This is a genomic window from Litorerythrobacter xanthomarinus (genome assembly GCF_046254955.1).
Lineage (GTDB): Bacteria > Pseudomonadota > Alphaproteobacteria > Sphingomonadales > Sphingomonadaceae > Qipengyuania_C.
Map to the genome: position 1 here is coordinate 226,555 of NZ_JBJXRG010000002.1, position 24,367 is coordinate 250,921.

24 protein-coding genes are annotated in these 24,367 nt (G+C 60.0%); 14 read left to right on the forward strand and 10 right to left on the reverse strand.

Annotation, left to right across the window (positions count from 1 at the left end; translation table 11 throughout):
- Nucleotides 1-69: 69 nt before the first annotated feature.
- Nucleotides 70-564, reverse strand: coding sequence for a DUF2165 family protein (locus ACEWMW_RS10385; RefSeq protein WP_409413862.1), 495 nt, complete (start codon nucleotides 562-564; stop codon nucleotides 70-72).
- A 59-nt stretch (nucleotides 565-623) separates the two neighbouring features.
- Here ACEWMW_RS10385 and ligA point away from each other — a divergent pair, with 59 nt between their 5' ends.
- Nucleotides 624-2,687, forward strand: a complete 2,064-nt coding sequence (ligA, locus tag ACEWMW_RS10390) for an NAD-dependent DNA ligase LigA (protein ID WP_409413863.1) — start codon at nucleotides 624-626, stop codon at nucleotides 2,685-2,687.
- Complete coding sequence (locus ACEWMW_RS10395; protein WP_409413864.1) at nucleotides 2,684-3,190, forward strand: CinA family protein; 507 nt, start codon at nucleotides 2,684-2,686, stop codon at nucleotides 3,188-3,190. The genes ligA and ACEWMW_RS10395 overlap by 4 nt, the downstream gene beginning before the upstream one ends.
- On the opposite strand, the gene ACEWMW_RS10400 is transcribed toward ACEWMW_RS10395, so the two are convergent.
- From ACEWMW_RS10400 to ACEWMW_RS10410, 3 genes are all read right to left on the reverse strand, one after another.
- Nucleotides 3,175-3,975: an enoyl-CoA hydratase/isomerase family protein gene (locus tag ACEWMW_RS10400; RefSeq protein ID WP_409413865.1), complete on the reverse strand. Its 801-nt coding sequence runs from the start codon at nucleotides 3,973-3,975 to the stop codon at nucleotides 3,175-3,177. The genes ACEWMW_RS10395 and ACEWMW_RS10400 overlap by 16 nt on opposite strands.
- A gap of 63 nt (nucleotides 3,976-4,038) precedes the next feature.
- Nucleotides 4,039-4,938 (reverse strand): sterol desaturase family protein, encoded by a 900-nt coding sequence (locus tag ACEWMW_RS10405; RefSeq protein WP_409413866.1) that lies wholly within the window; start codon nucleotides 4,936-4,938, stop codon nucleotides 4,039-4,041.
- Nucleotides 4,939-5,045: 107 nt separating this feature from the next.
- On the reverse strand, nucleotides 5,046-6,077 hold the full coding sequence (locus ACEWMW_RS10410; RefSeq protein ID WP_409413867.1) for an AraC family transcriptional regulator: 1,032 nt from the start codon (nucleotides 6,075-6,077) through the stop codon (nucleotides 5,046-5,048).
- Nucleotides 6,078-6,186: 109 nt separating this feature from the next.
- On the opposite strand from ACEWMW_RS10410, the gene ACEWMW_RS10415 reads away from it, so the two are divergent.
- Nucleotides 6,187-6,438, forward strand: coding sequence for a hypothetical protein (locus tag ACEWMW_RS10415; protein WP_409413868.1), 252 nt, complete (start codon nucleotides 6,187-6,189; stop codon nucleotides 6,436-6,438).
- On the opposite strand, the gene ACEWMW_RS10420 is transcribed toward ACEWMW_RS10415, so the two are convergent.
- Genes ACEWMW_RS10420 through ACEWMW_RS10435 form a run of 4 tightly spaced genes read right to left on the reverse strand, consistent with a single transcriptional unit; the run spans nucleotide 6,435 to nucleotide 9,600 of the window.
- A complete protein-coding gene (locus ACEWMW_RS10420) occupies nucleotides 6,435-7,112 on the reverse strand; it encodes a DUF2459 domain-containing protein (RefSeq protein WP_409413869.1) in 678 nt (225 codons plus the stop codon). The genes ACEWMW_RS10415 and ACEWMW_RS10420 overlap by 4 nt on opposite strands.
- Nucleotides 7,085-7,996, reverse strand: coding sequence for a 50S ribosomal protein L11 methyltransferase (locus tag ACEWMW_RS10425; RefSeq protein ID WP_409413870.1), 912 nt, complete (start codon nucleotides 7,994-7,996; stop codon nucleotides 7,085-7,087). The genes ACEWMW_RS10420 and ACEWMW_RS10425 overlap by 28 nt, the downstream gene beginning before the upstream one ends.
- Nucleotides 7,986-8,900 (reverse strand): subclass B3 metallo-beta-lactamase, encoded by a 915-nt coding sequence (gene bla / locus ACEWMW_RS10430; RefSeq protein WP_409413871.1) that lies wholly within the window; start codon nucleotides 8,898-8,900, stop codon nucleotides 7,986-7,988. The genes ACEWMW_RS10425 and bla overlap by 11 nt, the downstream gene beginning before the upstream one ends.
- Nucleotides 8,890-9,600, reverse strand: coding sequence for an SDR family NAD(P)-dependent oxidoreductase (locus tag ACEWMW_RS10435; protein ID WP_409413872.1), 711 nt, complete (start codon nucleotides 9,598-9,600; stop codon nucleotides 8,890-8,892). Before ACEWMW_RS10435 ends, bla begins: the two co-directional genes overlap by 11 nt.
- A 131-nt stretch (nucleotides 9,601-9,731) precedes the next feature.
- On the opposite strand from ACEWMW_RS10435, the gene sdhC reads away from it, so the two are divergent.
- From sdhC to accC, 6 genes are all read left to right on the forward strand, one after another.
- Complete coding sequence (gene sdhC / locus ACEWMW_RS10440) at nucleotides 9,732-10,112, forward strand: succinate dehydrogenase, cytochrome b556 subunit (RefSeq protein ID WP_409413873.1); 381 nt, start codon at nucleotides 9,732-9,734, stop codon at nucleotides 10,110-10,112.
- 10 nt (nucleotides 10,113-10,122) lie between these two features.
- Nucleotides 10,123-10,509, forward strand: coding sequence for a succinate dehydrogenase, hydrophobic membrane anchor protein (gene sdhD, locus ACEWMW_RS10445; RefSeq protein WP_409413874.1), 387 nt, complete (start codon nucleotides 10,123-10,125; stop codon nucleotides 10,507-10,509).
- Entirely contained in the window at nucleotides 10,509-12,338 is a 1,830-nt protein-coding gene (gene sdhA, locus ACEWMW_RS10450; RefSeq protein ID WP_409413875.1) for a succinate dehydrogenase flavoprotein subunit, read from the forward strand. Before sdhD ends, sdhA begins: the two co-directional genes overlap by 1 nt.
- Nucleotides 12,335-12,781 carry a type II 3-dehydroquinate dehydratase gene (locus ACEWMW_RS10455; protein WP_409413876.1) on the forward strand — a complete coding sequence of 149 codons (447 nt, stop codon included), beginning with the start codon at nucleotides 12,335-12,337 and terminating at the stop codon, nucleotides 12,779-12,781. The genes sdhA and ACEWMW_RS10455 overlap by 4 nt, the downstream gene beginning before the upstream one ends.
- 116 nt (nucleotides 12,782-12,897) lie before the next feature.
- Nucleotides 12,898-13,356: an acetyl-CoA carboxylase biotin carboxyl carrier protein gene (gene accB / locus ACEWMW_RS10460; RefSeq protein ID WP_409414448.1), complete on the forward strand. Its 459-nt coding sequence runs from the start codon at nucleotides 12,898-12,900 to the stop codon at nucleotides 13,354-13,356.
- Nucleotides 13,357-13,366: 10 nt separating this feature from the next.
- Entirely contained in the window at nucleotides 13,367-14,716 is a 1,350-nt protein-coding gene (gene accC / locus ACEWMW_RS10465; RefSeq protein WP_409413877.1) for an acetyl-CoA carboxylase biotin carboxylase subunit, read from the forward strand.
- A gap of 14 nt (nucleotides 14,717-14,730) precedes the next feature.
- On the opposite strand, the gene ACEWMW_RS10470 is transcribed toward accC, so the two are convergent.
- Nucleotides 14,731-16,944: a putative bifunctional diguanylate cyclase/phosphodiesterase gene (locus ACEWMW_RS10470; protein WP_409413878.1), complete on the reverse strand. Its 2,214-nt coding sequence runs from the start codon at nucleotides 16,942-16,944 to the stop codon at nucleotides 14,731-14,733.
- A gap of 178 nt (nucleotides 16,945-17,122) precedes the next feature.
- Here ACEWMW_RS10470 and ACEWMW_RS10475 point away from each other — a divergent pair, with 178 nt between their 5' ends.
- The 3 genes from ACEWMW_RS10475 (at nucleotide 17,123) to ACEWMW_RS10485 (ending at nucleotide 20,577) form a co-directional block, all read left to right on the forward strand.
- On the forward strand, nucleotides 17,123-18,118 hold the full coding sequence (locus ACEWMW_RS10475; protein ID WP_409413879.1) for a C13 family peptidase: 996 nt from the start codon (nucleotides 17,123-17,125) through the stop codon (nucleotides 18,116-18,118).
- 101 nt (nucleotides 18,119-18,219) lie between these two features.
- Complete coding sequence (locus ACEWMW_RS10480; protein WP_409413880.1) at nucleotides 18,220-19,416, forward strand: acyl-CoA dehydrogenase family protein; 1,197 nt, start codon at nucleotides 18,220-18,222, stop codon at nucleotides 19,414-19,416.
- A gap of 24 nt (nucleotides 19,417-19,440) precedes the next feature.
- Nucleotides 19,441-20,577: an acyl-CoA dehydrogenase family protein gene (locus ACEWMW_RS10485; RefSeq protein ID WP_409413881.1), complete on the forward strand. Its 1,137-nt coding sequence runs from the start codon at nucleotides 19,441-19,443 to the stop codon at nucleotides 20,575-20,577.
- Between the two features lie 111 nt (nucleotides 20,578-20,688).
- Here the strand turns inward: ACEWMW_RS10485 and ACEWMW_RS10490 are convergent, their stop codons facing one another.
- Nucleotides 20,689-22,068 carry a peptidylprolyl isomerase gene (locus ACEWMW_RS10490; protein ID WP_409413882.1) on the reverse strand — a complete coding sequence of 460 codons (1,380 nt, stop codon included), beginning with the start codon at nucleotides 22,066-22,068 and terminating at the stop codon, nucleotides 20,689-20,691.
- Nucleotides 22,069-22,205: 137 nt separating this feature from the next.
- Here ACEWMW_RS10490 and ACEWMW_RS10495 point away from each other — a divergent pair, with 137 nt between their 5' ends.
- A complete protein-coding gene (locus ACEWMW_RS10495) occupies nucleotides 22,206-22,595 on the forward strand; it encodes a BlaI/MecI/CopY family transcriptional regulator (RefSeq protein ID WP_409414449.1) in 390 nt (129 codons plus the stop codon).
- Nucleotides 22,592-24,232 carry a M56 family metallopeptidase gene (locus ACEWMW_RS10500; RefSeq protein ID WP_409413883.1) on the forward strand — a complete coding sequence of 547 codons (1,641 nt, stop codon included), beginning with the start codon at nucleotides 22,592-22,594 and terminating at the stop codon, nucleotides 24,230-24,232. Before ACEWMW_RS10495 ends, ACEWMW_RS10500 begins: the two co-directional genes overlap by 4 nt.
- Nucleotides 24,233-24,367: the final 135 nt, after the last annotated feature.

Genomic DNA, 24,367 nt, shown 5'->3' on the forward strand with positions numbered 1-24,367 from the left:
ACTTAGCAAATGCTAGTTTGGAAGTCGAAGGTAGACTTTGTGTCGGACGAAAACGCTTTGCCTATCTCTTCAATCTGCGTGTTCTTCGCGGATGCTGAGGTAGATCAACACGCTCATGCCCATCGCTCCGTAAAAGAACGAGCCGTAGAACGGACCTTCGCCCAATGGCATCTGCCACAGTTGATATCCGGCGACTGCCAGCCCCTGGAACAGGCCCCACCAGTTGATCACCGCGCAGCCCATCCCGATCTTGCCCCAGCGCTTTGCAGCCGCAAACTCGACCGCAGCGCCGTTCCGCGCGCGCCACATGGCCCAACCGCCGTACAAGCCCAGCAATCCTGCGGCGAATTCGAGCGCGAACACCAGCACCATCGCCGGGTAAATCAGGATGGCTGGCGGTACCGGCAGCAGCGTGACCGGATAGGCCTCCTGGTCGGCATGGCTGGTGGTGTAGACGAAGAAATCGAAAGCCTGCGGTAGGTTGGCGATGTTGTGCAGGACATAGAGCAGAGCCATCAGCCCCACGCTCGCCGTAATCAGAGCCTTGAGAATACGATCGGTCATGTGAATCTTCCCCCAATGCGCACTTTTCCCCGCACGCATGCTCATGCATAGCTGAGTCGATGGGAATCGAGCAAATCTCCGAAGCCGAGGCGGCTAATGAGCTGATGCGGCTGGCAAAGCAAATCGCGCATCATAACCGGCTTTACCACGCGAATGACGATCCGGAGATTACCGACCAGGAATTCGATGCGCTCGTACGCCGCAATGCGGAGCTGGAAGAGGCTTTCCCGCATCTGGCGCGCGAGGACTCGCCCAGCAAAGCGGTCGGCCATGAAATCGCGGCATCGGCGCTAAGCAAAGTGCAGCATGAGGTTCGCATGATGAGCCTCGACAACGCCTTCGACGACAATGAACTGGCGGAATTTTCCGCGCGGGTCAGGCGCTTCCTCAACTTGGCCGAAGACGAGCCGGTTGCCTTCACGGCTGAAGACAAGATCGACGGACTCTCGTGCTCGCTGCGGTATGAAAGCGGCAAGCTTGTCCGGGCGGCAACGCGCGGTGACGGACAAGTGGGCGAGGATGTTACCGCGAATGTCCGCCATATCGCCGATATCCCGCAGGAGCTGGCCGGGAACGTGCCGGAAGTCTTCGAAGTGCGCGGCGAAGTTTACATGTCGAAAGCGGATTTTGCTGCGCTCAATGCTGCGCAGCAGGAAGCGGGCGGCAAGCTCTTCGCTAATCCGCGCAATGCCGCCGCTGGATCGCTGCGGCAGAAGGACGCGAATGTGACGCGAGAGCGCCCGCTGAAGTTCTGGGCGCATGGCTGGGGCGCGGCGAGCGAAGTCCTAGGCGAAACGCAAGTCGACGTGGTGCGCATGATCGAAGGCTGGGGATTGCCAATATCGCCGCTGTTCAAGCGCTGCGAAACGCTTGAGGAAATGCTGCAACATTATCGCACAATTTCCGAAGCGCGCGAGCAGCTACCCTACGAAATCGACGGGGTGGTATACAAGGTCGACCGGCTCGACTGGCAGGAGCGGCTTGGCTTCGTCGCCAAGGCTCCGCGCTGGGCAATCGCGCGCAAGTTCCCCGCCGAACAGGCCGAGACCACGCTTGAAGCGATCGACATTCAGGTCGGCCGGACTGGCAAGCTGACACCTGTGGGAAGGCTCGCACCCGTGCTGGTTGGCGGGGTCACCGTCACCAACGTCACTTTGCATAATCGCGACGAGATCGCACGGCTCGGCGTGCGTCCGGGTGACCGGATTGTCGTCCAGCGCGCGGGAGATGTGATTCCGCAGGTGGTCGAGAATCTCACCCGCGATGTTGAGCGTGAGCCGTTTGTATTTCCCGATGCCTGCCCTGAATGCGGCAGCGAAGCCGTCGCCGAGGAGGGCGAGGTTGACGTGCGGTGCACCGGAGGATTGATCTGTCCGGCGCAGCGCACCGAGCGGCTCAAGCATTTTGTCAGCCGCGGCGCGCTCGACATCGAGGGGCTCGGCGAGAAGACCATCGACCAGTTCTTTGCCTTGGGCTGGCTTGAAAGCCCGGCGGACATCTTCCGCCTGAAGGACCGACAAGATGACATCCTTGCGCAGGAGGGCTGGAAGGAAAAATCGGTCGAGAACTTGCTTGCCAGCGTTGAAGCCAAGCGCGAACCCGACGCGGCGCGCCTGCTGTTCGGGCTGGGTATCCGCCATGTCGGCGCGGTGACTGCGCGTGATTTGATGAAGAATTTTCACGAGCTACCAACACTGCGCGTAATTGCGCAGGAAGCGCATGCGGGCGACGAAGAGGCCCAGGCCGCGCTTACCTCGATTGACGGTATCGGCTCGGCAGTCGTGGGCGCGCTCGGCGATTTCTTCCACGAGGAGCACAACGTCCAAGTCTGGGAGGATTTGCTCTCGCAAGTCTCGCCGCCGCCCTATGTGGTCGAAACCAAAGACAGCGCTGTAGCGGGCAAAACGGTGGTGTTTACCGGCAAGCTCGAGACCATGAGCCGCGACGAGGCTAAGGCGCAGGCCGAGCGATTGGGCGCCAAGGCCTCCGGATCGGTCAGCGCCAAGACCGATCTGCTGGTGGCGGGACCAGGCGCTGGATCGAAGCTCAAGAAGGCTGCCGAGCTCGGCATTGAGGTGATCGACGAAGCGGGCTGGGCCGAAATTGTGGCCGCAGCGGGATGAGCCTGCTGGCCGAACTCCACCCGCAGGCGCTGCGTATTGCCGCGCTCCTGCGCCGGCGCGAAGAGAAGGTGGCAGTGGCCGATGGGGCTACGGGTGGATTGCTGGCGGCGAGCCTTCTCACCGTACCCGGTGCGCTTGATTTCTTCGTTGGGGGAGGGGTGGTCTATTCACTCCGTGCCCGCGACGTGCTGTTCGATCTTCCGCGCGAGGCGTACAGAGGCATGCGCGGGACAAGTGAGGAGTATGCGGTGCTCCAGGCCCGCGCGATTCGCGATAACTTCGGCGCCGATTGGGGCCTGGCCGAAAGCGGCTCGGTCGGGGGGTCGACCCATCCCACCGGCGCTCCCGCCGGACGGAGCTGCGCCGCCGTGGCCGGCCCGCATGGTGAGTGGACGCAGGTCACCGAAACGAGCCTCGACGACCGCATCGCCAATATGGAGGCGTTCGCGCGGGCGACGCTTGGGCTTCTCGAGCAAACGCTCGAAGCTCAGTCCATCACATAGTTGGGCGGACGCCTTTCAAGAAACGCCTGCATCCCTTCGCGGAAATCCGGGCTGGCCGATGTCATCAGCTGGTTGCGGTTCTCGATCGCCATGGCAGCTTCGAGGCTGGGCGCGTCGACCGCAAGGCCAAGTCCTTCCTTGGTCATCCGCAGCCCCATGGGTGACGCGTTCAGCATCTCATCGACATAGCTCTGCGCAGCGGCCTCCAATGCATCATCGGGCACCACTTCGTTGACCAGCCCGACCGCAAGTGCACGCTCGGCATGGATAAATCGCCCGGTCAGCATGAGTTCGCTTGCTAACGAGAGCCCGACAATTCGCGGCAGGAAATAACTCACGCCCATGTCGCAGGAGGACAGACCCAGCTTGATGAAAGCGCAGTTCATCTTCGTGCTTTCGCCCGCGATACGAATATCGCTCGCGAGCGCGAAAGCGAAGCCTCCGCCGCAGGCTGCGCCCTGGACGCACGCGATGATCGGCTGCGGGCAGCGGCGCATCTTCACATAGACGTCGGCAAGATAGCCTTGGAAGCCGTAACCGCCACCGAAAGGAATGGTCTCGTCATTGCTGCCGTGCCGTTCCTTGATGTCGAGCCCGGCGCAAAACGCTTTGCCCGCACCGCGCATCACCACGATTCGAACCGAGCGATCGTTGAACAGGCTACCGAAATAGTCGTCCAGTTCCTCGACCATCTTGAGGTTGATTGCATTGAGGCTCTCGGGACGATTGAGGGTCAGCCAGTCGACCTCGCCGCGCTTTTCTACCGTGATCGTTTCGTAAGCCATGCGCAGAATCCTTTCGCCCGCCGCGATAGCACGCAGCGGGCGTCAGGCAATTGAATGACGGCGCTAGGCCGGGATCGCACCCATCACGCCGAGACCGCTCGAGAGGGTCATGACACTTGCAAACACTGCCATCGCAGAGACCGAGATCACCTCTGCCGGGCGTCTTGCGATCTGGATCGGCTTTGCAACGCGCCGGAACTCCTCCTTGTAGCGCGGGTGTTCGGTGCCCATCATCCGGTCCCACCAGGTGAAATAAAGGCCGAAATTGTGGCGCCCTTCACTGTGGTGCAGGTCGTGATGCGTGGTCGTCGTGAGCCAATCGAGCCAGGGCGTGTCGACCCAGCCTGCCGGATGGATCTCGACCCCCGAATGTCCGATAGCATTGCGAATAATCATCCAGGCAAGGAACACGAACACGACCGTACCGCCGTAGGCGATGCCCATCGTGCTGGTTGCTAGCAGGAATATCGGCATGAAGGCTGCTTCGGTCACTGCTTCGAACGCGCTGAAGCTGTAGGCCGCCCAAGGAGTTGGCGTGCGCGACTTGTGGTGATGCAGGTGCATCAAGCGGAATACGCTCTTGTGGTGCAGTGCACGGTGCATCCAGTAGAAGTATGCGTCATGGGCGACGATGATCGCTGCCAATTGCAGGGCGAAGACCCAGGCAGGGACCAGGTCCAGTTGGAGATAGACCAGTCCCGCCTCGATCATGAGAACTGTGGTGAGGCCCGTCACACCGAAGAAGAAGACTGTCCTGATCGAAGAGGAGATTTCGCGCAAGTAGTCTTGCCGCTTGGCGCGGCGGCTCTGGATGCGACGGGCCTCGCTCCACCGATGCGCCAGCCACAGGATGATCGTCAGTAAGCCTGCTGCGACCAGATAGCGGCCAAGGTCAAAGGTGAAGACGGCGATGAAATGCTCTTGCACAAGCGCGAGCCAGTTATCGGTGGTTTGGGGCTGCATGATACTCTCCAATCGGTTTCGATCTGGAGTGATGATGCTCGTTTGCGCCTGGGAATGCCTCGCAGCGGCGAAAAATGCCGTTCAATTGCGAAATTGTTCGGTGATTTTCAGTTCTGTTCGATGGAATCGCGGCGGAATTCTGTGGGAGTTGAACCGGTTAGCTCGCGAAAGGCGCGATTGAAGGTCGGGAGCGAATTATACCCTAGATCCATCGCGATTGTGAGGACAGGCAAGTCCACCTTGCTCCGATCGGCCAGAATCGACCGGGCTTCTTCAATTCTGTGCAGGTTGAGATAGGCCGAGAAGTTGCGATGGCCGAGTCGCTGGTTGATCAATGCCCGCAGGCGATGCTCAGGCGTGTCCAGCTTCTCGGCCAATGTGGATATCGTCAGACCCGGAGTGCGGTATTCGCCCGCTGCCATGGCCGCGTCTAGCTTCTCCTTGAGCACGATTTCGACCGGCGAGAGATCGCTTGCCTGAGGATTCGAAGAGGTCGACCGGGTGGTCTCTACTAGGAGTTCGGGATCGGTCCGCAGCAGGGCAGAACCGGCAAACAGAACCAGCGCAAGGATGGCCGTCACACTAATCAGTTGCAACGCCGGGAAGGGATTGTCCGATCCATATATCAGTTCGAAAACAAGCACTGCACCTGCTTGCACAGCCACAAGCACGGGGAGCCAAAGGCGAATGAGACGGCGGCGCTCGATAAGGTCGTCCGCGCGTCCCGACCACGCCGTAAACCCGACATCGATTAGCAAAGCCAGTGATACGGTGTGGTTGAGGATGAAACCCCAATAGTCCCACCCAGGGATGAAATGCGCCATGATCCAGCTTGCGAGATAGACGACGGCAAGAACCGCAAGCCACCTCTTGCCAACCGCTCGCTCGAACAACAATCTTGAGAATAGCCAGGTCCAAAATGGGGTCGTGATCGAAAACAGGTCGACCAATGGACGAATGCTGTCGGGTGCGCGCAGATCGGGAGAGCTGTTGAAAACGTAGCAAGCACCCCCAAGCAGCATACCTGATAGTGCGATCTGGAGAGGCCGGCGCACTGCGCCTGAATTGATCAGGACCAACAGCATTAGTGCCGCGCCGATCGTCATTAGTCGCAACGCAATCTGGAGATCGAATGGCATCGGTGAGCGCTTAGCGCAACCAATCCCCATCTTCCAAGCTCACTGCTGCGGGAACCCACTGCGAGGTCCTGCATTGAGATACCAGGGGGCCCGCTAAGGAGATGAAACCGTGGGACTTTCCGCTATTGCCAGCCTCCTTCTCAAATTCGGATTGGCCTTGGTGGTTCTCAACGAAATCCGCGGTATCATCATGGCGGCCCCGCTTATTTGGGGGCTCTACACCGCCGGCGGCAGCGCCTGGGATTGGTTCATCACCTTGTGCCTGCTTGCCGGGATCGCCGTTTCGGTGATCGTTCCGCTGATGCTCGCGGCATGGGCAAAGGAAAAACTCGAAAAGAAAAACGCGAGCGCCGCCGGCTAGGGCCGCTCGACCCATTTCATCACTCCGCCCGAGAAGGGCGTCCACAGCCCGATTTTCACTCCTGCAGCCGCTAGCATGTCTCCGGTCCATTGGTTGCAGGTATTGCCCACGTGATAACTGCCACCGGTTTCGTAGAACACGTCTTGAGAATAGTAGCCCGGGTACTTTGCGCGCTCCTCGGCAGGCAGAGACTGCGCCTCTATTGCTTCCACCAACCTGATGTACTCATCCGCTCGCAGGGTGATGGGCCTGAAGTTCTCGCCTGGAGCTGGGCGGACATAATGTGAGACGTGCATGAGTGCCTCACTACCAGTAATCGCATGCCAGACCGTGATCGGTTTGAGATCGGCCCATGTCGGGGTGTTTAGGAACACGTCACGCTGCCCCCAACTCACCGATATGTGTGTGTAAGGCCGGTCTTGGTGCTCCAGATCGCTCGCCGGGAATTCCCTGCGCCAATCCTTTTGCGGCGTCACCAGTGGCAACACCAGCTCGGTATGCACGCCGTTTGTCGCGGCCATGATTTCGATCCCGCTTTCCGGCTCGGTCCAATCCCCATTGCGCGGGACCGAAGAGCCAATCCAGCCTGCCAGCACGAACAGGCCGAGCGCCAGCAGCAGGACTGCGAGGGTGCGGCCAGCCAGGATCAGCGCAGGTTTCGTTTTCGCAGCCAAAGGATCGACCAGTCGCCGTTGACGAGGCGCGCCGCAAGGCGGAAGCCCGCCTTGCGATATGCTCGCCGGACCGCCGCTTCCTGCGTTTCGAGCAGGCCCGCCAGCAAGATCGAGCCGCCCGGTGCGGTCGCGTCGGAAAAGTCCGGTGCAAGTTCAACCAGCGGTGCGGCAAGGATATTGGCAATCAGCAAGTCATAGGGTGCGCGCGAGCGGAGCAGGGGATCATCCATTCCCGGCGCGATCACGGGTGTCATCTCTCCGACACCGGCGCCCGGGGTAATTCCATTCGATTCCATGTTGCGCAGGATCACCTCGAGGCAGACCGGATCGATATCCGAGGCCGTGGCTCTCGCAGAAGGCCACAGATACATGGCCGCGAATGCCAACAGTCCGGTGCCGGTGCCGATATCGGCAATGTCGCGTGCAACCACGCCGCGCCGCTTCATTTCGGTCAGCATCGCGAGGCAGCCCGCGGTTGTCGCGTGCTGCCCAGTACCGAATGCCTGGCTGGCGGGTATGCAGAATGAGCGGACTGATGCCTCGTCTGAGGGCGGAAAGTCAGGCGTATGGACGAAGAAATTGCCGGCGCGGATCGGCTCGACGCCTTTCTGGCTCTCGGTGACCCAATCGGTATCGGGTAGTTTCTCACTAATAATCTTTGGCGGATCACCCTTGAACAGCGCAGCGACTGTCTTGCGATCCTGGGCATTTGGCTTGCGCGGGATATAGGCATCGAGACGCCAATCGTCCGGCTTGTCATCGGCAATCTCGAAGCCGCTTACGACGATTTCGGGATCCCAATCGAGCGCTCCGCCATGCGTGTCCAGCGCCGCTTCGACTAGCGGTTTTGGCGCGAACGCGGTGAGTTTCCAGCTATCCGCCATTGCGCTCTTTGACGAGGCGCCGATCCAGTGCAGCGCCCAATGCTTCGGCGTATTCTTCGCATGCACTTGGCAAACCGAAAGTGCCGTCGCGCATCTTGGCTATCATCTTGCCTGACGAGGGGTGAGGCGTGACCAGCAAGTCGCACGGCAAGTCGCGCACCTTAGCAATGCTGGCGCGAAAGTGTGCCAGATACTCAGGGTGGTCGGAAAAGCGATACGCATCGGAAGAAACGGGAGACAGGCTGTCGACATAAGCGATCCGCCGGCAAATCGGCGGTTCGCCAGCAAGGTTGCACGCATTCCAGGTCCAGCTGATTGCACCCGGGGTATGGCCCGGGGTTGTGTGAGCCATTATCTTAATCGGCCCTAACTCGATCAGGTCTCCATCGCCCATGATCTTGCTGACGGATACGGGCGCCATATCGGGGTGGTTGGAAAGCGCTTGCGGGTCGGCCTTATCGACGACTCCGGATCGCAGCACCGAAGCTGCCGCGGCAGAGGCAACAACTTGAGCACCGGTAGCTTCGGTGATGGCGGCGTGACCGCCAATGTGGTCGAAATGCTCATGGCTCATCAGCAGGTATTGAACATCCTCAGGCTCAAAACCGAGTTCGCGGATATTGGCCAACACGTGTGCAGCGGCATTCTCCACTCCCGAATCGATAAGGATGTGGCCTTGTTCGCCTGTGATGAGCACCGCTGAGATACCGCAAGTGCCGACATACCAGCTGTTGCCCAGAATCTGGAACGGCGGTGCTGGTTTCGCCCAGTCGTCCCAATCTTCGCAAGTTTCGAGAAATGCCTGCGGATCTTTGGGACCCGGCAGGGGTGCATCGCCAACTGGAGCCGTGGCGCAGGATGCGACCAGAATTGAGGCAAGGGCGGCAGTGATCCTAGCGAACATAGCTCGCACCATTGGCATCGATCACTGCGCCAGTCATGCTAGCAGGAGCATCGAGCGCGCAGAATGTGGCTATGGTCGCGATTTCCTTGGGTGTTGCTACGTCGCCGAGGGGGATGTCTTTGAGCAGATCCGCGCCGCCACGGCTGTCAAGGTAATCCCCTGCCATCGATGTGTCGGTAAAGCCCGGCGCGACTGCGTAGCTGAAGATGTGTTCGCGGGCGTAGGCGCGGGCTATAGTCTTGTGCATCGCCAGCATCCCGCCCTTTGATGCGGCATAGTGCCAGTGCCACGGACTATCTCCGCGATGCCCGGCGCGGCTGGCGACATGAACCATCCGCCCACCGCGGCCCTCCTCGCGCCAGTGTTGGACTGCGAACCGCGAAAGCTGGGCCGAAGCGGTGAGATTGACGGTCATCGTTCGCTCCCACAATTCCAGCCAATCGGCATCATCCGAGCGCAAAGGATTGGCCTCGAAGATTCCCGCATTGTTAATCAGGATGTCGATCCTGCCGCCTGCCTGCGCGAGAGCATCGTCCCATAGCTGGCCCGGTGCCTTCGGGTCCGTGAAATCGGCCGTTATAGAGCTAACAGTACTCTGCTTGCTGGCATGCCCGATGACCGTGGCGCCGCGTTTCTCGAGCGCGGCGCGGATCGCAGCACCGATCCCTCTCGAACTTCCGGTGACAAGGACATTTGGCATAGCGCACCTTATTCTCAGTTTTGACAGGCAAGTCGAGCGTTTGGTGGCCAAACGCGCCTTGCCTCATGCGGCCCATGCGCTAAGGGAAAGCGCAATTCGTAGCAAACCACGCTGGAAATAAGGGCTATTTCATGGCTGAACGTCCCATCGCTCCGCACCTCCAGATATGGAAATGGGGTCCGCATATGCTGGTCTCCATTCTTCACAGGATCACGGGCGACGGAATGGCGATTGTCGGTCTGTTCGTGTTGCTATGGTGGCTCGGCGCTCTTGCGAGCGGACCGGATTATTACGCGACCTTTGCCGAGTGGATGACATCGCCGCTGGGCATGGTGGTGCTGGTTGGCCTGAGCTGGGCGTTCTTCACCCACATGGTTTCCGGCCTAAGACATTTCGTGCTCGATATCGGTGCCGGTTACGAGCTTGATACCAACAAGATGTGGTCCATCGCTTCGCCAATCCTCGGGATTGCGCTGACAGCGATCTTCTGGGCCGTGATGCTGAACAAGTAGGATTTGACCGATGGGTAACGGAACTTCGATCGGACGCGTGCGCGGGCTTGGCTCGGCGCATGAGGGTGCACATCACTGGCTTGTCCAGCGCTTCACCGCCATCGGCAATCTCGTGCTGGTCTTGTGGCTGGTTGGCAGCATCGTGCTGCTGCCCGATCTGGGCTATGCAACGGTGAGCGATTATCTTGCGCACCCGATCGCAGCGACCGCGATGGCGCTGCTGATCATCTCGACATTCTGGCACGCCAAGCTGGGGCTGCAGGTCCTCGCGGAAGATTATGTTCATTCCGCAGGCAACAAGTTTGCCGTCCTGACGCTGCTCAACCTTGCGACGATCGGGGGAGGGGCCTTCGGTCTCTTCTGCGTCGCCCGTCTCGCGCTTGGGGGTGTTGCCTGATGCCTGCTGATACTTTCGAAATCGGTGGCAAATCCTACCCCATCGTTGACCACACCTACGATGTTGTCGTGGTGGGCGCAGGTGGCTCGGGCCTGCGCGCTACGATGGGCGCTGCCGAAGCGGGCCTGCGCACCGCGAATATCTCCAAGGTTTTCCCCACGCGCTCGCACACTGTGGCCGCGCAAGGCGGGATCGCCGCTTCGCTCGGCAACAATTCGCCCGACCACTGGTCGTGGCACATGTACGACACCGTCAAGGGCTCTGATTGGCTCGGTGACCAGGACGCCATCGAATATATGGTGCGAGAAGCACCGGCTGCGGTTTACGAGCTTGAGCATGCCGGTGTGCCTTTCAGCCGCAACGACGATGGCACGATCTACCAGCGCCCCTTCGGCGGCCACATGCAGAACATGGGTGAGGGGCCTCCGGTGCAGCGTACTTGCGCTGCAGCGGACCGTACCGGCCATGCGATGCTGCACGCGCTCTACCAGCAAAGCCTGAAATACGACGCGGACTTTTTCATCGAATACTTCGCGATCGACCTGATCATGAAGGACGGCAAATGCGTCGGCGTGATCGCGCTGTGCCTTGACGATGGGACGATCCATCGCTTCCGCGCTCATGCAGTGGTGCTGGCAACGGGCGGCTACGGCCGCTGCTATTTCACCGCAACCTCGGCGCACACCTGCACCGGCGACGGCGGCGGCATGGTGCTGCGCGCCGGACTGCCATTGCAAGACATGGAGTTCGTCCAGTTCCACCCCACCGGGATCTACGGCGCCGGCGTGCTGATTACCGAAGGCGCGCGCGGCGAGGGCGGCTACCTCACCAACTCTGAAGGCGAGCGCTTTATGGAGCGTTATGCGCCCTCTGCGAAAGACCTCGCCTCGCGCGATGTCGTCTCGCGCTCGATGGCGCTGGAAATGCGCGAGGGGCGCGGTGTCGGCGAAGATGGCGATCACATCTACCTCCACCTTGATCACATCGATCCCAAGGTGCTGGCCGAACGGCTGCCGGGCATCACCGAAAGCGGCAAGATTTTTGCCGGTGTCGACCTGACGCGCCAGCCGCTGCCGGTTACGCCGACGGTGCATTACAACATGGGCGGCATTCCCTGTAATTATCACGGCGAAGTCGTGACCATCGGCGCGGATGGCGATCCGGAAACCGTGGTCGAAGGCCTCTTCGCAGTTGGCGAAGCGGCATGCGTCTCGGTCCACGGCGCGAACCGCCTCGGCTCGAACTCGCTGATCGATCTCGTGGTGTTCGGGCGTGCAACAGGCCACCGCCTCAAGGAGCTGGTCAAGCCCGGTACCTCGCATGACGAACTGCCTTCTGACAGTGCGGAAATGGCGCTGACCCGGCTCGATACCTTCCGCAACGCCTCTGGCGCTTCAAGCACTGCCGAGATACGCTCTGACATGCAGAAGGGTATGCAGAAGCATGCTGCCGTGTTCCGCGACAGCAAGCTGCTGTCCGAAGGTGTTGACGTCCTTAAGCAGGTCAACAAGAAGCTGGAAGACGTCGCGGTCACCGATCGCTCACTGATCTGGAACACCGATCTCGTCGAAACGCTCGAGCTCGACAACCTGATGGCGCAGGCCAATGTCACCATTGCCTCTGCCGAAAACCGCAAGGAATCGCGCGGCGCGCATGCGCATGAGGATTTCCCCGATCGTAACGACGGTGAGTGGATGAAGCACACAGTAGCCTGGTTCGAAGGCTGGGGCGGCAAGAGCGGAGACGTGAAGATCGATTATCGCCCGGTCCACGAATACACGCTCACGGACGATGCGGATTACATCGAGCCCAAGGCGCGGGTGTATTGAGCGCGGCGGACGTACCCCTGATCTATGTCCTGAACGGGCCGAATCTCAACCTGCTCGGCATGCGCGAGCCGGAGATTTACGGTTCCGATTCACTTGATGATGTCCACGCCATGCTCGAGGAAAAAGCAGGCGAGCTCGGCGTTGCGATCGAGTTTCGCCAATCCAACCACGAAGGCGAGCTGGTTGACTGGTTGCATGAAGCGCACGCCGCTGGGGCAAGGGCGGTCCTGCTCAACGGGGCAGCCTATACCCATACATCGATCGCGCTGCTCGATGCGATCAAGGCGATCGATGTACCCGTGATCGAGGTGCATCTTTCCGATCCGGCCCAGCGAGAGGAATTCCGCCATATCTCCTATGTCGGGATGGGCGCGGCCGACGAAGTCAAAGGCCTCGGCGCGCAAAGCTATGTTGTTGCATTGGAGAAAGCTGCGGCGCTCTAGCGATTTGCTGTCAACCCCTTGCCAGCCAGCTTCCGCCCGCGCATAGGCCATGGCCGGACTTTCAATGAGAGGCATTTATGGCCGATAGCAAGCGCCCTGCAGCCAAATCGCAGGGCATGAACGTCGATACCAGGCTCGTACGCGAACTCGCGGAGATGCTGGGCGAAACAGGTCTTACCGTAATCGAAGTCGAGGATGGCGATCGCAAGATCAAGGTCTCGCGTGGGGGCGGTTTTGCCGCAGCCCCTGCGCCTGCTCCAGCGCCCATGATGGCCCCGACTGCCGCCGCTCCGGCAGCAGCTCCGACTAGCGAGAGTGAAGCGGCGCCAGCTGCCGATACGGCAGACGCGCTGAAATCGCCGATGGTCGGTACAGTTTATCTCGCTCCCGATCCCGAGGCAGACAACTTCATCGCCGTGGGCGACAGCGTCAAGAAGGGTGACACCTTGCTGATCGTGGAGGCCATGAAGGTCATGAACCCGATTCAGGCCGATCGCGATGGTACGGTGAAAGCGATCTTGGTCGACAACGCCCAGCCGATCGAATTCGATCAGCCGCTTGTCGTAATCGCCTGAGCCAAGATTGATGAGTATTACGCGTATCCTGATCGCCAACCGCGGCGAAATCGCGCTTCGCATACATCGCGCGGCGCATGAAATGGGTATTGAGACCGTTGCGGTGCACTCCACCGCCGACGCAGATGCGATGCATGTCCGCCTGGCGGATCACGCGGTGTGCATAGGGCCGCCGCCTGCCACCAACAGCTATCTCGACATTGCAGCGATCATCTCTGCGGCCGAAATCAGCAGGGCCGATGCGATCCACCCTGGCTATGGCTTCCTTTCGGAAAATGCGAAATTCGCGGAGATAGTCGAAGCACACGACATCGCTTGGATCGGACCCAAGCCCGAGCATATCCGCACCATGGGCGACAAGGTTGCCGCCAAGCAGACTGCCGGCGCGCTGGGCTTACCGTTGGTGCCCGGCTCCGATGGCGCAGTGTCGGACTATGGCGAGGCGCGCAAGATTTGCGCAGACATCGGCTATCCCGTGATCATCAAGGCTGCATCGGGGGGCGGGGGCCGCGGCATGAAGGTTTGCGAAAGCGAAGACCAGCTCGAGACCCTGATGAAACAGGCTGGCAGCGAGGCGAAGGCCGCGTTCGGAGACGACACGGTCTACATCGAGAAATACCTCGGTAATCCGCGCCACATCGAGTTCCAGGTTTTCGGCGATGGGGAAGGCAACGCGATTCATCTTGGCGAGCGCGACTGTTCGCTCCAGCGCCGCCACCAGAAGGTGCTGGAAGAAGCGCCTTCGCCGGTGATCTCGGATGAAGACCGCATGCGCATGGGCGAAGTCTGCTCAAAGGCCATGCGCGACATGGGCTATCGCGGCGCAGGAACGATCGAGTTCCTATGGGAGAACGGCGAGTTCTACTTCATTGAGATGAACACGCGCCTGCAAGTTGAACATCCTGTGACCGAAGCAATAACCGGGGTCGACCTGGTGCGCGAACAGATCCGTATCGCAGCGGGCAAGCCCCTCTCGGTTTCGCAGGATGAGCTCGAGTTTCATGGCCATGCGATCGAATGCCGGATCAATGCCGAGGATCCCTTCACCTTCGCCCCGTCACCGGGTGAGGTCACCTATTACCATGCCGCTGGCGGCATGCATGTTCGGGTCGATAGCGGGCTCTATGCGGGGTATCGCATTCCGCCCTATTACGATTCGATGATCGCCAAGCTGATTGTCTACGGCCGTACCCGCGAAGGGTGCATCATGCGCCTGCGCAGGGCGCTCGAGGAGATGGTGGTCGAGGGCGTGAAGACCAACATTCCGCTGCATCAGGAACTGCTGCGGCAGGATGACGTGATCAACGGTGCCTATACGATCAAGTGGCTCGAGGAATGGCTCGAGACGCGCGAGAGTTAAACCGCGATCGCCGATTATCGGTGCAGGTTCCTGAGCGCGTAGGGTACCGGATCGATCGGCTCGGAGTTTGGCGGCGGAATGGTCGCATGTTCGACATTTTCCGGTGCTGCATCGAAGCCCAATTCAGCCAGTTGTGATGCGGGTACCCTTTGCCGCGTGCACCATCCGTCTCCGCCGTCGCTGATCAGCGGCGTTTCGAAACTCACTGCCTGCCATTCACCTTCCGAGCGTTTCACTTCGGCAACCACGAGCTGGCCACCGCCGAGGTCGATGATGTATTTGGTGCCCAACTCAACGTCGGTCAGTCCCTTGATGCGGGCACCTGTCTGCGAAAGATTGACGATCGTCGCCGTGTGTTGCTCGTCGCCTACCACGATATTGACCCGCCGCATCATAGATCGGCGGTTTGCCCGTGCCTGACTGGTGCCATTGGGCTCTATCCAGATTTCGCCGTTTTCGACCATCGTGAGGACATTGTCATTGGGCATGGCCTTGCCGTAGATATAGCCCTGAACGGTCGTCACACCGCGATCGCGCACGAAGCTTAGCTCATCGGGCGCTTCGATACCTTCTGCGGTTGTTTCCATCTCGAGCGATTGTGCCAGCCGCACGATCGCATCGATGATTGCTGCGTTGCTCTTGATACTGCCGTCGACCGCGCCCCGGATAAAACTCTGATCGATCTTGATCTTGTCGAAGGGGGCATCCTGAAGGTAGCCGAGCGAGGAGTAACCCGTACCGAAGTCGTCAAGTGCGAAGCGGACGCCAAGTTCCTTGATGATTTCGAAGCGCTTCACCGTGCCCTCGCCATCGCCTAGGAACACGCTTTCGGTGATCTCCAGCTCGAGGCGGTCCGGCTGCAGACCGGCATTGGCCAGCGCGCTGGTGATTACGCCCGGCAGGTTCTCGGTCATGAACTGGACAGGCGAGACGTTGACCGCCACGCGGATATCATCGGGCCAACCTGCCGCATCATGGCAGGCTTGGCGCAAGGCCCACTCACCCAATGGGATGATCAGGCCGGTTTCCTCAGCGACCGAAATGAACAGCGCAGGGCTTACCATTCCGCGTTCGGGGTGATTCCAGCGCAGCAAGGCCTCGAAACCCTTGACCCGGTTTTCTATTGGGCAGGTGAGAGGTTGGTAGTGCACTTCGAATTCGCCGCGTTCGAGCGCTTTGCGCATCTCTTCTTCGATCTGGCGGCGTTCTTCGGCCTTGCTGTGCAGTTCGCTCGAATAGAAGCGGAATTGGCCGCGTCCGCCTTCCTTGGCAGCATAAAGCGAAAGGTCGGCACTCCGCACGAGTTCGTCAACATCACTTCCGTCATATGGGAAGATCGCAATTCCCACCGATGCCCCGATGACGCAGCTATTGCCTTCAATAAGATAGGGTTGCGACAGCATCTGGATGATGTGACTGGCCATGCTGCCCAGTTCGCTGCGGTCATCCTGGTCAGGTAGGATGATCTGAAACTCATCGCCGCCCAGGCGGCCGATCTCACCCTTTTTACCGACGATACGCTGCAAGCGTTGGGCAACCTGCTGCAGGAGCGCGTCGCCCGCCGGATGGCCGAGCGTATCATTGATGTGTTTGAACCGGTCGAGATCTAGCATCATCAGCGCGCAGCTGCGGTTGGCAACCTTGTAGGCAGTCAGCAGCGAAAGCAGCCGGTTGGTCATGCGAAAACGGTTGGCTAGCCCAGTGAGCGAATCAAACTGTGCTAGCCTTGTGGCGTCGGCGCGTTCACGGCGAGACAATGTGATATCGCTGGCATTCCCACGGTACCCGACAAAATCGCCCGCCGCGTCGAATTGCGGCCTGCCGCTGATCGCCCACCAGATTTCCTTGTCGCTGGTCCGGACTTTCACTTCCTTCTCGGTGAAGGTGTTTTTCGCGCGGATGAGGAAGGTGAGCTGTGCTCCGCTGGGCTCGTGTGAAGCGACTTCGCTTGCCGGGCTGCTTTCGAGATCGAGTAGCGATGCAAGCTGCGTGCCCAGCAGGTCGTCAATTTCTTGACCGAGAGAATTCGCCGCCTGCGTGGAGATATAGGTTAACTCACCTTGGGCATCGGTGGCCCAGAACCAGGAGAGTCCGGATTGCTCATAGTCGGAGAAAATGGCCAGTTTTTCGCGCGCGAGGTCGCCATCCGCGCTGCCCTTGCTGCGCAGGCTGAACAACCCAAGGCCGCCGCGTAGGCCACCGGTTCCTTCTCTTTGTGAACGAGGCATTGTCGTTCCGCTACCAAATTCCCCTAATATCCAGTGAAGGGGCAGTTAACCGGTTTGCCTTTAGGAATGCCTAACGTCAGGCGGGCCCTCACGATGGTATTTTAGGGGCAATCGCGTAAGAATTTGCTGGACATTAGCCTGTTGACGAAATGGCCCCTCTCGCGGCAGCTTGGACGATATGGGGCTCGTCAAAGGGAATCGGATAGCTGCATTCGCTGTCTTCTGCGCGGCGTTGACGTTGTTCACGATCCCGACCGCTGCGCAGGAGGAACCCGCGCAGCCTCCTCCGCACACGACCGGATGGCCCGGGCTGGGGACAGGCACGACCGCTCAGGAAACCATGGAAAGCCTCGCACGTGCGCCGGAGCTGCGCCGGGATATCAGTGCCAAGGAATTGCTGCGGGAACGACGACGGCTCGACCAAGCGTTGGGGGCGCTGAGACCCGGAACTCCGGGGACGGTAGACGCCTATGTTGTGGCGGTTGCGCTCGATAGCGATCCGGTATTCGCCCGCGAGGCGCGCGAGGCCGGGAAAGTTCTTTCGCGCAGGTACAATGCGCAAGGCCGCACCGTAGTGTTGGCCGGTCCAGATGGGCGCAACAGCGCGCTTCCACAGGGGTCTATCCGCAGCCTCGTCCTCGCATTGGCACATATTGCCGAGGTAATGGACGAAACCGAGGATGTGCTTGTGCTCTATTCAACGAGCCATGGCGCGCCGCAGGGGCTTGCATATCATTACGGGGATACGGGCTTCGGAATACTCTCACCGGCGAAATTGCGTGACGTCTTGCTGGAACTCGATATCCGCAGACGTATCCTCATCCTCAGTGCCTGTTACTCGGGCATCTTCGTCGATCCGCTTTCCAGTCCCGATACCGCGATCCTCACTGCCTCCTATGCCAATCGCCAGTCTTTCGGATGTGAAGCGGAGAACGACTGGACATTTTTTGGCGATGCATTGATCAATCGGGCGTTGCGCAAGCCGGTCGATTTGCAAACGGCCTCGGCAGAGGCGCACAGCGATATAGTCCGTTGGGAATCGAGCAAGCGCTTGTCGGCATCGTTGCCGCAAACGGTGGTTGGAGTGGGTGTCTCGCACTGGCTTCCCGCGCTCGAAGCGGGCATCCCGGCCACGGCGACCGAACCTGTCGGACGACCTTCCGTAGGGGAATAGCGGGATTGCGCGCCGGGCATCCAAAAAAGCCGGTTTCCTCCCTTTTCTGCCGCTGACGGTTGTGTCAGTAAAGCACCCGATTGGCTGAGGAGGCCCGAAGAATGAATCTGGATTTCACGCCCGAAGAGAACGCATTTCGCGATGAAGTGCGCAAGTTCATTGCGGAAAACCATCCAACCGATCTGCAGGTCGACGGGATGCGCGATGACATTCCACCCAAAGATATGGTCGCCTGGCACAAAATTCTTGGCGAAAAGGGCTGGTCGGTCCCGGCATGGCCCGAACAGTACGGCGGCACAGGCTGGACCCCGACGCAGCGCTATATCTGGTCGGAAGAGAACGCCCGCGCCAACACCATCATGCCGCTTCCGTTCGGCGTCTCTATGGTCGGTCCGGTTATCTATACCTTCGGCAACGAAGAGCAGAAAGAGCAGCATCTGCCCGGTATTCGGAGCGGCGATGTGTGGTGGTGCCAAGGCTATAGCGAGCCGGGCGCAGGATCGGATCTCGCCTCGCTCAAGACCACCGCAGTGCGCGATGGCGATCACTATGTGATCAACGGCCAGAAGACCTGGACCACGCTTGCGCAGCACGCAGACTGGGGCTTCTTCCTGTGCCGCACTGATCCCGATGCCGCCAAGCCGCAGGAAGGCATCAGCTTCATCCTCGTCGACATGAAGACGCCGGGTATTGAAGTGCGCCCGATCAAGCTGATCGACGGCGGTTACGAGGTCAACGAGACGTGGCTCACCGATGTGCGTGTGCCGGTCGAGAACTTGGTCGGCGAAGAGAACAAGGGCTGGACCTACGCCAAGTTCCTGCTGGCGCATGAGCGCAGCGGCATTGCCGGAGTAGCGCGGTCCAAACGCGGTGTTGAGCGCCTGCGCGAGATCGCTCGCAACGAAGAGCTGAACGGTGGCCCGCTGATGGAAGACTACAATTTCGCCAGCAAGGTGAGCCAGCTCGAGATCGACCTTGCGGCGCTCGAAATCACCGAGCTTCGGACTCTGGCCGGTGAGCAAGCCGGCCGCGGTCCCGGACCGGAAAGCTCGATCCTCAAGATCAAGGGCACCGAGATCCAGCAACGGCTGACCGAGCTGACTTTAGAGGCCGTCGGCCATTATGGCACACCGTTCTATCAGGGCATCAGCGATCCCGGATCGAATGAATATCCGATCGGGCCCGACTACGCGCAGCATTCGGCAGCGACATATTTCAATATGCGCAAGACCTCGATCTACGGCGGATCGAACGAGATCCAGCGCAACATAATCACAAAGATGATCCTCGGCCTCTAGGCCGATCGATCAGGGAGACATTCAGTGGATTTCAACTTCACCGAAGAGCAGGACATGGTGCGCGACGGACTCTCGCGACTGGTCCGTGAAAGCTATGATTTCGAAACTCGCCGCGGTGTCGTAGCCAGCGAAAGCGGATGGCGACCCGAAATCTGGGCGCAGCTGGCTGAGCTCGGCATCCTGGGCATGCCATTTTCCGAGGAAGACGGCGGCTTCGGAGGCGGCGGGCTCGATTCGCTCGTCGTTATGGAAGAATTCGGCAAGGGGCTAGTAGTAGAGCCATTCGTCCCCACGGTTGTTTGCGCGGGCGGCTTCCTCAAGCATGCCGGGACAGCCGAGCAGAAGGCCGAGCACATTGGCGGGATCGTTTCGGGCGAGCGGATTTACGCCTTTGCCTATGCTGAGCCGCAGGGTCGCTACGACCTATCCGATTTGCAGACGACCGCGAAGAAGGACGGTTCGGGCTACACGCTCAACGGTCACAAGGCGGTGGTGATCGGCGCGCCATGGGCAACGCATCTGGTGGTGACGGCTCGCACATCGGGCGAGCGGCGGGACAAGGATGGTATCTCGGTCTTTATCGTCGAGAAGGGCGCCGATGGCGTCGTCACCCGTGATTACCCGACGGTCGACGGGCGCCGCGCGTCGGAAGTCTATTTCGAGAATGTCTCGGTAGCGGGAGACGCACTGATCGGTGAAGACGGCGCGGCATTGCCGCTGATCGAGCTGGTCACTGACGAGGCTATTGCAGCGCAATGCGCAGAAGCATGCGGCGCGATGAAGGTCGCCCACGCCATGACGGTAGAATATTCGCGTCAGCGCAAGCAATTTGGCGTGCCGATTGGATCATTCCAGGTGCTGCAGCATCGCATGGTCGACATGTTCACCGAATATGAGCAGTCGGTTTCGATGACTTACCTGGCGACGCTCAAGCTCGAGGAGAGCGAGCGCGACCGAAAGCTCAATGTCTCGGCGGCCAAGGTCAGGGTGGGGCAGGCCGCGCACTATATCGGACGCGATGCGATCCAGATCCATGGCGGTATGGGCATGACCGACGAGCTGGCAATCGGCAGCTATTTCAAGCGGCTGACGATTTTCGATTCCGAGTTCGGCAATATCGACCACCACATGAAGCGACACGTAGCGCTATCAGCGGGCTAAACCTGCCTCAAAACAGCCATTTCTGCGTCATTCGTCCTCGAATATGAAGGCTCATGTCCGTCGTCGTCATTTCTTGAACTGACGGTTTTGGATGCAGGCTTGGTCGTCAATCTATGGGGCCTCGACCCGTTGCATGTCGACGATCTTGACGGGTGATGCCAGCATCTGGCCCTTGAGGAATCCTTCTCCCTTGTCGGGATCGGTCTCGGTCGCATGGATAGCGTGGACGACATCCATTCCGTCGACAACGTAACCGAACACGGCAAAGCCGTCGTGCATGGCGGGGTCGTCGGCATCGGGGTAGGCATCGAGCCCGCGCTGGTCGCGGATCATGATCGAGAAATCACCCGTCGCCGTGCCCGGCTCAAAGCGCGCCATCGATAGCGCCCCATCGGTATGGCTGAGGCCTGTTTCGGTGGTCGGTTCGTGCGGAATGCCGGGGAGTACGCGGTCGGGCCGGTTCTGCGTGCCGCATTGCAGGAAACCGGCAGGTTGCTCGCCGCCCTTGACGCGCATCGCGCGATAGCACCGCGTGTCATCATAGCGATCCTCCTTCACATAGCGCAGGAAATTGCCTGCGGTGATCGGGGCGCGCTCGGTTTCCAGCCGCACCGTGATTTCGCCCATCGCCGTTTCGATCACGACATCGACCGTCTCGTAGACTTTTGGCGGCACGCCCGGGGCTGTCGCCGCACGTTCGTCGACTTCGAACTTCATCACCACCGTGCGCTGATCATCCGAAAAATCGTTGTCTGACACAACATAGAGGAAAGTACGGTCGGCATTCTCGCGCACTGCGAGGCCCGAAAAATTGTCACTCGCGAGGGGGGGCTCCCAAATCGCGACAGTCTCGAAGAGGCCTTCTGGTCCAACAGCGACAATGCGGGTCTGAGAAGGGGAAGCGGAGCTATCGCCAAACAGATAGAAGCACACGCCACTTTCCGCGCAATCGGAGCCTTTGGCATTACCGAATTGCCCGTTTAGCGAAGCAGGAAGCGAAGTTGCCGGCTCCCCGGCTTGGGGCAATGCGTCGCCATCCAGCGCATCGTAAGCGATGTGGCGTGGGTCTGCATCGAAGCCCACAGACCAGTCGCCCGCTGGCAGCATCGTTAGAGAACTTGCCGCACCGGCATCGTTGCGCAGGCGCTTGCCTCGCTCATCGAGGAGTTCACCCGTTTCGATCTCAATCAGGTCGGCCAATTGCCCCAATATTTCATCAGGCGTGATGATCAGCCAGTGGTTATCCTTGCTGACGGAATAGAGCTGGCCATCATGCCATTCGAGACCGGTGAGACCGCCGACCTCATCCTCGCCTGGATCTATTTCCAGCCCTCCCAGATAGGTCAGCTCGCCCAGCGTGATGTTACCGGCATCGGCGGGATCGAGCGCGACTGGGAGCGTTTGCGGCATGATCGCTTCGCTGGCCACGACCGGGGCGGATACAAGAAGAGCTGGTACGGCGAGCGTCAAGAAGCGGGAAATGCAAGTCATTCGTCCATGGTGATTGGTCGCTGGCAGATTTTCAAGCGATATGAATTTCTGTTCATATGGGCTTCAGGTTTACACCCGTAGTCGTCATGACTACAGACGTAATCGATCATCTGGATCGCGGATCCGGGGAGGACGCAATGGGACGGCGAGATACCGCACAGCCAGAACGCATAAGCGAGGCTGAGCATGCAGTGATGGAAGCGCTGTGGAATCACAGCCCCGCGACTGCCGCCGAAGTGTGCGAGGAAGTCTGCAAGGCTCGCGGTTGGAGCCTTGCTACGGTCAAGACTCTGCTTTCACGGCTTGTTACCAAGAATGTCGTGGTTACCGAGCCCGACGGTCGCAGGTTCCTTTACTCACCATCTATTGCCCGATCGGACTACGTGGGCGGGGAAAGCCGGAGGCTGGTCGATCGGCTGTTCGGGGGAAGGGCGGCCTCGCTGGTGGCACATCTCGCCGAGCAGGAAGCACTGAGCGACGAAGACCTCAACGAAATCGAAAACCTGCTAAAGGAGCTGCGCAAATGAGCTGGCTTCTCGACACGCTCGTCTGGACAGGGGCACTGATTGCTTTGGTCCTATTGCTGCGGCGCCCGGTGGCGCAGCATTTCGGGGCGACCGCAGCCTATGCCTTGTGGCTTTTGCCGATGGCGCGGCTTGTCCTTCCGCCGTTCATCCTCCCTGCATCGATGGCTCCCGCTCAAAGCGAGCCGGTTGCCGTTGAGGTTGCGGCGGGGGCGGAAGCCATGGAGATTGTGATTCCTGTGGCTCCTGCAGGTGGGGTGCCGGCAGCCTCCGTGCAAACCTCCGAAGCATCGTGGATTGTGTCGCTGGACTGGGGCTTGATCGCAACGATCATCTGGATTGCAGGTGCAATCACGTTTGTAGCGCTGCGGGTGCGAGCCTACCATCGGATGCGCTCGGTGCTTCTGACCAATGCCGTGAATGTCGGTGAAGCCGGTGCGGTTCGCCTGGTCGAAACGCCCCTTACCGAGGCGCCGATCGCATTCGGAGTCAGAGACAAAGTCATCGCTCTTCCGGAAGGATTTCTGGACCAGCCAGATGTGGCCGCTCGCAATCTCGCGCTTGAGCATGAATTGGCGCATCACCGCGGTAATGATCTCCTGATCAATTTTGCCGTGCAGCCCCTGTTCGCGCTCCACTGGTTCAATCCGCTTGCATGGCTGGGATGGCGCGCGCTGCGTTGCGACCAGGAAGCGGCGTGTGACGCCCGCGTCGTCAGTGAACGCAGCAGGCAGGAGCGGGCGCATTACGCAGAAGTGATCGCTAGTTTTGCGACGGGACCCAAACTGACGCTGGCCGCGCCGATGGCGTGCCCCGTGATTGGAGATAAATCGATAATCCATCGACTGAGGAGTTTGACGATGAATGACGTTTCACCGCGTCGCCGCAAGGCGGGCAAATTCGGACTGGCTGCAGCGGCATTGGCGATACCCCTAACCGCGACGGTTACCTATGCCGAAGTTCTTGCTCCCGAGACGGCGCAGGAAGCTCCGCCCGCGCCGGAGGCTCCGCTCGCACCGTCAACGACCTTGGCACCATCTGCGCCGCTTGCTCCGGCTGCCCCCATGGCTCCGCTGGCACCCGAGGCTCCCATGGCACCGCTCGCTCCTATGGCGATGCAGGCTGTTGGCGAGGCCGCAGAAGAGGGCGAGAAAAAAGAGCGCCGCGTCTATGTGATCAAGAGCGAAGAGCACAAAAGCGGGGGCGATGGGCATGCAGACCACAAGGTCCACAAGGTCCACAAGGTGAAGGTCCATGCTTCGGCGGGCGAGAAGATGAGTCCTGAAGAGCGTGCCCGCATGAAGGCCGAGGTCGCCGAAGCCATGGCCGAGATGAAAATCGAGCTGGCCGAAGCACGCGAAGCCCACAAGATCGCGATGATCGAGATGAAGGATTCGATGGGCGAGATGGTCACCATTGAAGCCAATTGCGAAAGCAGTGAACCTCTTTCCGAGAAGCTCGCGAAAAACGGTAAGAAAGTCATGGTCGTCTGCGAAACGGCCGTGATGGGCCAGGCGCGGGAAGCGCTGAAGCAGGCGCGCGCTTCCATTGCAGCGCAATCGGATATGGATGCGGAAATCCGCGCGACAGTGCTTGAGGCACTGGATGAGGAAATCCGGAATTTCGACAACGAAGGCTAGATCGAGTCCCCCTTGATAATTGGCCATTCGTAGGCGGCAGGAGTGTCCCCTCCTGCCGCCGCTTTGGCATAATGCATGGGTTCACAAAGCATTCAGTTCATCGCTTATAGACCACGCTTCATCGCAGCGATGAGG